This window comes from Streptomyces sp. NPDC020898, assembly GCF_044333925.1.
Taxonomy (GTDB): domain Bacteria; phylum Actinomycetota; class Actinomycetes; order Streptomycetales; family Streptomycetaceae; genus Streptomyces.
In genome coordinates this window covers 589,359-597,566 of record NZ_JBIRRV010000005.1, presented here as the reverse complement: position 1 = coordinate 597,566, position 8,208 = coordinate 589,359, and the positions used below count along the sequence as shown (strand labels likewise).

Annotated in this window: 6 protein-coding genes and 1 other annotated feature (1 of these 7 cut by a window edge); of the genes, 3 read left to right on the top strand and 3 right to left on the bottom strand. The window is 65.8% G+C overall.

From position 1 onward, the window contains the following. Positions 1-1,672: a sequence feature (most likely nonfunctional fraction of RNA operon), on the bottom strand; it reaches 2,766 nt to the left of the window's first position. Positions 1,673-2,242: 570 nt separating this feature from the next. Then, positions 2,243-2,692, top strand: a complete 450-nt coding sequence (locus tag ACH4TV_RS19970; protein WP_398399743.1) for a PTS glucose transporter subunit IIA — start codon at positions 2,243-2,245, stop codon at positions 2,690-2,692. Positions 2,693-2,768: 76 nt separating this feature from the next. Next, on the top strand, positions 2,769-4,439 hold the full coding sequence (ptsP, locus tag ACH4TV_RS19965) for a phosphoenolpyruvate--protein phosphotransferase (RefSeq protein WP_398399741.1): 1,671 nt from the start codon (positions 2,769-2,771) through the stop codon (positions 4,437-4,439). Between the two features lie 113 nt (positions 4,440-4,552). Here ptsP and ACH4TV_RS19960 read toward each other — a convergent pair whose 3' ends face one another. Both ACH4TV_RS19960 and ACH4TV_RS19955 read right to left on the bottom strand, forming a co-directional pair. Beyond that, positions 4,553-5,446 (bottom strand): hypothetical protein, encoded by an 894-nt coding sequence (locus tag ACH4TV_RS19960; protein ID WP_398399739.1) that lies wholly within the window; start codon positions 5,444-5,446, stop codon positions 4,553-4,555. A gap of 108 nt (positions 5,447-5,554) precedes the next feature. Then, positions 5,555-5,740, bottom strand: a complete 186-nt coding sequence (locus ACH4TV_RS19955) for a hypothetical protein (protein WP_398399737.1) — start codon at positions 5,738-5,740, stop codon at positions 5,555-5,557. A gap of 227 nt (positions 5,741-5,967) precedes the next feature. Between ACH4TV_RS19955 and ACH4TV_RS19950 the strand changes: the two genes are divergently transcribed. Next, positions 5,968-6,090 (top strand): hypothetical protein, encoded by a 123-nt coding sequence (locus ACH4TV_RS19950; protein WP_398399735.1) that lies wholly within the window; start codon positions 5,968-5,970, stop codon positions 6,088-6,090. 19 nt (positions 6,091-6,109) lie between these two features. Here the strand turns inward: ACH4TV_RS19950 and ACH4TV_RS19945 are convergent, their stop codons facing one another. Then, positions 6,110-8,086, bottom strand: coding sequence for an acetoacetate--CoA ligase (locus tag ACH4TV_RS19945; protein ID WP_398399734.1), 1,977 nt, complete (start codon positions 8,084-8,086; stop codon positions 6,110-6,112). Between the last annotated feature and the right edge of the window lie 122 nt (positions 8,087-8,208).

Here is an 8,208-nt window from a genome sequence, read left to right as displayed (position 1 = left end):
GGGGGCAGTACTCACAGCCTCCGACCCGTGAACCGGACCGAATAATCAACGTTCCACCCATGAGCAACCAGCACCGAACATTCGCCGGTGTACTGGTCCTGGACGCCGACTCCGAAGAGCAGACGCCTAGATGCTCCTTAGAAAGGAGGTGATCCAGCCGCACCTTCCGGTACGGCTACCTTGTTACGACTTCGTCCCAATCGCCAGTCCCACCTTCGACAGCTCCCTCCCCGTGAGGGGTTGGGCCACCGGCTTCGGGTGTTACCGACTTTCGTGACGTGACGGGCGGTGTGTACAAGGCCCGGGAACGTATTCACCGCAGCAATGCTGATCTGCGATTACTAGCAACTCCGACTTCATGGGGTCGAGTTGCAGACCCCAATCCGAACTGAGACCGGCTTTTTGAGATTCGCTCCGCCTCACGGCATCGCAGCTCATTGTACCGGCCATTGTAGCACGTGTGCAGCCCAAGACATAAGGGGCATGATGACTTGACGTCGTCCCCACCTTCCTCCGAGTTGACCCCGGCAGTCTCCTGTGAGTCCCCAACCCTCCCGAAAGAGGTTGCTGGCAACACAGAACAAGGGTTGCGCTCGTTGCGGGACTTAACCCAACATCTCACGACACGAGCTGACGACAGCCATGCACCACCTGTACACCGACCACAAGGGGGGCACCATCTCTGATGCTTTCCGGCGTATGTCAAGCCTTGGTAAGGTTCTTCGCGTTGCGTCGAATTAAGCCACATGCTCCGCTGCTTGTGCGGGCCCCCGTCAATTCCTTTGAGTTTTAGCCTTGCGGCCGTACTCCCCAGGCGGGGAACTTAATGCGTTAGCTGCGGCACCGACGACGTGGAATGTCGCCAACACCTAGTTCCCACCGTTTACGGCGTGGACTACCAGGGTATCTAATCCTGTTCGCTCCCCACGCTTTCGCTCCTCAGCGTCAGTAATGGCCCAGAGATCCGCCTTCGCCACCGGTGTTCCTCCTGATATCTGCGCATTTCACCGCTACACCAGGAATTCCGATCTCCCCTACCACACTCTAGTCTGCCCGTATCGAATGCAGACCCGGGGTTAAGCCCCGGGCTTTCACATCCGACGCGACAGACCGCCTACGAGCTCTTTACGCCCAATAATTCCGGACAACGCTTGCGCCCTACGTATTACCGCGGCTGCTGGCACGTAGTTAGCCGGCGCTTCTTCTGCAGGTACCGTCACTTGCGCTTCTTCCCTGCTGAAAGAGGTTTACAACCCGAAGGCCGTCATCCCTCACGCGGCGTCGCTGCATCAGGCTTTCGCCCATTGTGCAATATTCCCCACTGCTGCCTCCCGTAGGAGTCTGGGCCGTGTCTCAGTCCCAGTGTGGCCGGTCGCCCTCTCAGGCCGGCTACCCGTCGTCGCCTTGGTGAGCCACTACCTCACCAACAAGCTGATAGGCCGCGGGCTCATCCTGCACCGCCGGAGCTTTGAACCCACCCCCATGCGAGGGAAGGTATTATCCGGTATTAGACCCCGTTTCCAGGGCTTGTCCCAGAGTGCAGGGCAGATTGCCCACGTGTTACTCACCCGTTCGCCACTAATCCCCCACCGAAGCGGGTTCATCGTTCGACTTGCATGTGTTAAGCACGCCGCCAGCGTTCGTCCTGAGCCAGGATCAAACTCTCCGTGAATGTCAACCCGTAATCGGGTCACACCACGAGAGCGGAACAGTCAGGCGGAATAAGCCCGACCGTTCACAGCGTCCTCGCTGTGTTTACTACTTCAAAGGAACCTCAACCCACAAACAAAATGTCCGTGAGCCGGGGTATCAACAAACTTGGCGTTGATTTTTGGCACGCTGTTGAGTTCTCAAGGAACGGACGCTTCCTTCGTACTCACCCGAGACAATCTCTCAGGCTTTCCTCCGGGCGCTTCCCTTCTGTGTTCCAAACTCTATCAGCGTTTTTCCGTCTCCCTGACCACCGTCCCGCAGGCATGCAGAACGAGACCCCGAGATAGGATCTGACAAGTTGGATGCTGCCCAGCAAGGACGCTTGGTCGCGTCGCTCAGCCTCAAGCAGGAGTACGACTGTACACGGGCGCTCAGAGCGGGTGCAAATCGTTTGCGTCGCGCTCTGCGTCCGTCAACTGGCGTCTCTCGCACGGAACCGGCACTTCATATGACATACGCTGCTCAACAGTGTGCCGTCCGGGACAAGCAGTGACGGCCCGTATGAATCTCCAGCCCTCGGAGGCATCCCATGACCACCGTGACGTCCCCCCTTGCTGGACGTGCCATCGGACTGGCCGCCGTGCCGGACCCGGTCTTCTCCGGGGCCATGGTCGGCCCCGGGACCGCGATCGACCCCGTGCGTGAGCCGTCCGAGGCTGTCGCCCCCGTTTCCGGAGTCATCGTCTCGCTCCACCCCCACGCCTTCGTCGTCGTGGACGACGAAGGCCACGGTGTACTCACTCACCTCGGCATCGACACTGTGCAACTCAACGGCGAGGGTTTCGAGCTGCTCGTCAACAAGGGCGACACCGTGGCGCGTGGTCAGAGCGTGGTGCGCTGGAACCCGGCCGACATCGAGGCCGCCGGCAAGTCCCCGGTGTGCCCCGTCGTGGCGCTCGAAGCAACGGCCGGTTCCCTCTCCGATCTCGTCGAGGACGGCGATGTGAAGGCCGGCGACAGCCTCTTCGGCTGGCAGTGACATCAGTGCCGTTATGACGGCAGGCAGGACAACCACCGCGGCGGCGGGACCCGCCGCACTATCGGAGACGGGTGAGATGGAGACAACGCTGCGAGGCGTCGGCGTGAGCCACGGTGTGGCGATCGGCGAAGTTCGGCACATGGGGACAGCGGTGCTCGAACCGCCTGCCAAACAGATTCCGGCGGAGGACGCGGAGCGCGAACAGGGGCGCGCCCGCCAGGCCGTTGATGCCGTGGCGGCCGACCTGAATGCGCGCGGCAATCTGGCGGGAGGCGAAGCCCAGGCCGTGCTTGAGGCGCAAGCCATGATGGCCCAGGACCCCGACCTGATGGCGGACGTAGAGCGGCGCATCGCGGTCGGCAGCACGGCCGAGCGCGCGGTGTACGACGCGTTCGCCGCGTACCGCGCACTGCTGGCGAACGCCGGCGAATACCTCGCCGGGCGCGTGGCCGACCTCGACGATGTGCGGAATCGTATCGTCGCCCGGCTACTCGGGGTGCCCATGCCTGGTGTCCCCGACAGCGACGAGCCGTACGTCCTTATTGCGCGTGACCTCGCGCCCGCCGACACAGCGCTGCTGGACCCGACTCTGGTGCTCGGTTTCGTCACCGAGGAAGGTGGGCCGACCAGCCACAGCGCGATCCTTGCGAGGGCGCTCGGTGTACCCGCCGTGGTGGCGTTGCCCGGTGCGGGTGAGCTCGCCGAGGGCACGGTGATCGCCGTGGACGGCAGTACAGGCGAGATCTTCGTGGAACCGAGCGAGGAGAAGAAGGCACATTTGGAGGCGGCAGCCGCCGAGCGCAAGGCGGCGCTGGCCGGTTCGACCGGGCCGGGTGCCACCTCCGACGGTCACAAGGTGCCGCTGCTCGCGAACGTCGGCGGGCCCGCGGACGTACCTGCCGCCGTCGCGGCCGGGGCCGAAGGTGTCGGTCTCTTCCGTACCGAGTTCCTTTTCCTGGACGACAGCAAGAACGCGCCGTCCGAGGAGAAGCAGATCGAGGCGTACCGGCAGGTTCTCGAGGCATTCCCCGAGGGGCGTGTCGTCGTACGGGTGCTGGACGCGGGCGCGGACAAACCGCTGGAGTTCCTGACGCCTGCCGACGAGCCGAACCCGGCTCTGGGCGTGCGCGGGCTGCGGAGCCTGCTGGAACACCCCGATGTGCTGCGTACCCAGCTGACAGCGCTCGCGAAGGCGGCAGAAGGTCTGCCTGTCTACCTTGAGGTCATGGCTCCGATGGTCGCGGACCGCGCCGACGCCAAGGCGTTTGCGGACGCGTGCCGCGCAGCCGGACTGCGCGCGAAGTTCGGTGCCATGGTGGAGATCCCGTCGGCCGCGCTGAGGGCGCGCTCGATCCTTCAGGAGGTCGAGTTCCTGTCCTTGGGAACCAACGACCTTGCGCAGTACGCCTTCGCCGCCGACCGTCAGGTGGGGGCGGTTTCTCGTCTGCAGGATCCGTGGCAGCCCGCGCTGCTCGACCTGGTCGCGCTGTCCGCCGAAGCGGCGAGGGCCGAGGGCAAGAGCTGTGGTGTCTGTGGTGAGGCAGCTTCGGACCCGCTGCTCGCATGTGTGCTGACCGGTCTGGGTGTCACCTCGCTTTCCATGGGCGCGGCTTCGATTCCTTATGTGCGGGCGTCACTGGCCAAGTACACGCTGGCTCAGTGTGAGCGGGCCGCTGCGGCTGCGCGGGCTGCGGACAGTGCCGACGAGGCGCGCGACGCCGCTCAGGCAGTGCTGTCGGGCGAGTAGTGGTCGGCCGTTCTGCACCGAGCCGTCGAACAAACCGGCTCGGTGCAGAACGTTCGTTTCATTCAGAGAGGGGCGTTCCACTTCGTGTGGGGCGCCCCTCGCCCGTTGCTCGTTCAGTGAGCGTGCCCTGTATTGGGTTCTTCTCCACCGATCTCGGGGGGTGCGCAGTAGTCGACGTCTGGCTCCGGGGAGATGAGGTCACCTGATTCGGCGTCGGTGCAGTAGGCGTCGAATACCTCGCCGGCGGTCAGGGGCTCGACGCCGTTTCCGTGCAGGCGCCAGCCGTAGATGCGGTCGGGGGTGCCGGCAGCGCTGGTACGCATGACGAGGCCTCCAGGGCTCCGGGTGGCGATGCCGAGAGCCAGCACCGTGGTGAATTCGAGGGCTTCGGCCTCGTCGAGTTCCGTGGCGCCCTCGCTGTCCTCGTCCGCGTGCAGGACTGCGAGGAGTGTTTCGGGGGGCGTGGTGACGCTGCAGACGAGGTGCCTGTTTCCCTGTGGCGCGGTGTCGAGAATGCGCAGCAGCAGGTTCGAGGCGCGGGCGAACGCCGCGCGTCCGATGTCCTCGCCGCAGAATGCGCAGGCGCCGATACGGGCCAGGAGTGTTGCGGCGTACTCCCAGGTCGCCTGTCGGACGGCCTCGTCGACGAGGTCCGGGACCAGTTCGGCGAGGGGTTGGCCGTCGTACGGAACGGTCGGGCCAGTCGTGGCGAGTTCCGCTGTGAAGCGGGTGCGGCTGGTCGGGGCGTCGGGGTCGAGGCCGGTGGCCGTGCAGAATTCGGCGTACTCCTCAGGGTCGAAAAGCGCGACAGTGGTGTGGCTGCCCTGGGAGGCAAGGCTCTTCAGCAGGGCTTCCACCTCGTGGAGGTAGGCCGTGTGGTCGTCGAAGGTGAAGGTGCGATAGCGCCGCATTGCCCGGAAGTCGTGTTCGTCGGTGAGCAGGCCGATGGTGCCCGCGATTTCGCGGCGCAGCACGCGCCGCATCGTCGGGTGCCCGGTGTTCGCCATGATTCCCCCTGTGCGCAGTCGATCAATGCTCACTCACAGTAATCGTCACCACTGACAATGGCTCTCGGGTCAGGCGGTCGCGGACGAGGCGGTTCTGGATCAGGCAGGTCACAGCGATGCCGGCGCCGAAGCCGGTCCAGCCGACGGGTTGGTGGCGATGGCTGCCGTGACGGCCAGGGGTCCGATGCTGTGCTGGACGGCCTGCGCGATTCCGGGGACACCGAGGTAGGCGCCCTGAGCGGTGCCCGGGGCGAGGGCTAGCGAGAGTCCCCAGGAGACGGTGGCGTGGAACATCTCGGACGGTGAGGATCGCGGTGTCGATTAACGAGAGGGCATCGCCGGCGAGAAGCCATTGGTACGCGGCGGCACCGAGGCCGCCCAGCGCCCAGGCCGCGTTGGCGGCCGTCCGGTTGATCGTCTGGTACCGGACGCAGTCCGGTCCGGCGACGCGGGTGGCGTAGAGCTTCGTGACGCGGGTGAGGGGCAAGCGGTCCGGGATCCCGTCCTGGGGAACCAGCGGGATGAACGTGTGGGGGCCCGCGGTTCGGATCGCGGTGGCCGATCTCGAGCAGGCCGACACGGCACGGCTGGCCTCGGACTTCGCCGCTGTACTGGTCGAGTCCGAGGCCACCTACGGTGGTTGACCGCAGTCCCTGAGGCCGGTCAGGTGCGTTTGCGGGCAAGTTCCTCGTAGAAGCGCAGCAGGTCTAGGTTGTCGACGGAGCCTGGGTTGACGGCCTTCTCCAGGGGGCTGCCCTGGAGAAGGCGCTTCACCGGGACCTCGATGCGTTTGCCGGTGAGGGTGTGCGGGACTCCGGGGACCTCGATGACCTCGTCGGGGACGTGGCGGGGGGAAAGCTGCTCACGGATGGTCTGTTTGATGCGGTTCAGGAGTGCCTCGTCGAGTACGGCTCTCGGAGCCAGGTGGACGAAGAGCGGCATCCAGTAGCCACCGTCCGGCTGTTCGACGCCGATGACGAGGGACTCCTTGATCTCTGGAAGCCGCTCGACGGCCTCATAGATGTCGGCTGATCCCATCCGTACGCCCTGGCGGTTGAGCGTGGAGTCGGAGCGGCCGTGGATGATCACGGAGCCGCGCGAGGTGACGGTGATCCAGTCGCCGTGGCGCCACACTCCGGGATAGGTGTCGAAGTAGCTGTCGTGGTAGCGGCTGCCGTCGGGGTCGTTCCAGAAGTGGATGGGCATGGACGGCATGGGGTTGGTGACGACGAGTTCGCCGACCTCGTCCACCAGAGGTTTGCCGCTCGGGTCCCAGGCCTGGAGGTCGGTGCCCAGTCCTGGCGCCTGGAGTTCACCGATGTGCACCGGGAGCGTCGGTACAGCTCCTGCGAAACAGGAGCACACGTCCGTGCCGCCGCTGACAGAGGCGATCCACAGGCCGGCCCCACTCTCCGCGAACTCATCGTGCAGCCAGCGGAATCCGTCGGGGGGCAGCGGCGATCCGGTGGTGGCGACGCACTGCACCTTGGACAGGTCGAAGTCCCGGGCGGGGTGCACGCCGGCCTTACGGCAGGCCATGACGTACGCGGCGGAGGTACCGAAGAGGGTCGCCCCGGTGCGTTCGGCGATCCGCCACTGGGCGCCCGTGTCGGGGTAGCCGGGACTGCCGTCGTACAGGACGATCGTCGTGCCCGTCAGGAGGCCGGAGACGAGGAAGTTCCACATCATCCAGCCGGTGGACGTGTACCAGAAGAAGCGGTCCTCCGGCCCCAGGTCGCAGTGCAGGCCGAGTTGTTTGAGGTGCTCGACGAGAATGCCGCCCTGGGACTGGACGATGGCCTTGGGGAGGCCGGTCGTGCCAGAGGAGTAGAGCACCCACAGGGGGTGGTCGAAAGCGACCTGTTCATAGACGGGTGTCTCGTCCGCGGAGGTGAGGGCGGACCATTCCAGGGTGCCTTCGGGAGCCTCGGTGCCCAGCAGCGGGATGTGGACGACGGCACGCAGTGTGGGCAGTTCGCGGCGGAGTTCGGCGACCGTGTCACGGCGATCGTGCTCCTTGCCGCCGTAGCGGTAGCCGTCGACGGTGAACAGCACGACCGGTTCGACCTGTTGGAAGCGGTCGAGGACGCTGCGTGCGCCGAAGTCGGGGGCGCAGGACGTCCATACGCCGCCCACGGCGGCCGTGGCGAGCAGGGCGACCACAGCTTGCGGAATGTTCGGGAGATAGCCGCTCACGCGGTCTCCCGGGCGTACGCCGAGCGCACGCAGCTCGGCGGTGAGCGAGCCGACCTGGCGGCGCAGCTCGGACCAGGTCACCGGGCGGGGTTCGTGGGTCTCGTCGACGTGCAGGAGGGCCGGCTCGTCCGCACGGGTGTCCGCCGCGCGCAGGGCGTGCTCGGCGTAGTTGAGTGTCGACCCGGAGAACCATTCCGCGCCGGGCATCGAGCGATCGCCGAGCACGCGCGCGTAGGGCGTCGAAAAGCCTACGTCGAACCACTCGGTGACGGCTTTCCAGAACGTGTCCAGTTGGTCCACGGACCAGCGGTGCAGCGCCGGGTAGCCGCCGTCGGCGGGGGCTCCGTGGTGTTCCGCCGCCCAGGCCTGGAACTTGGTGAGCCGTGCGCGGGCGATGCGTTCCCGGTCGGGCTGCCAGAGGGGCGAGGGGTTCACGGTGGACATTCGGCGGCTCCCGGACGGTGTACACGTGACGCGGCTGACACGGACGATGCCATCTGATCCACTCCGGCACCAGGGTGCGCCGCGCAGGGGTCGTGTCGCAGAGATGAAGATGTGGTCCCTGC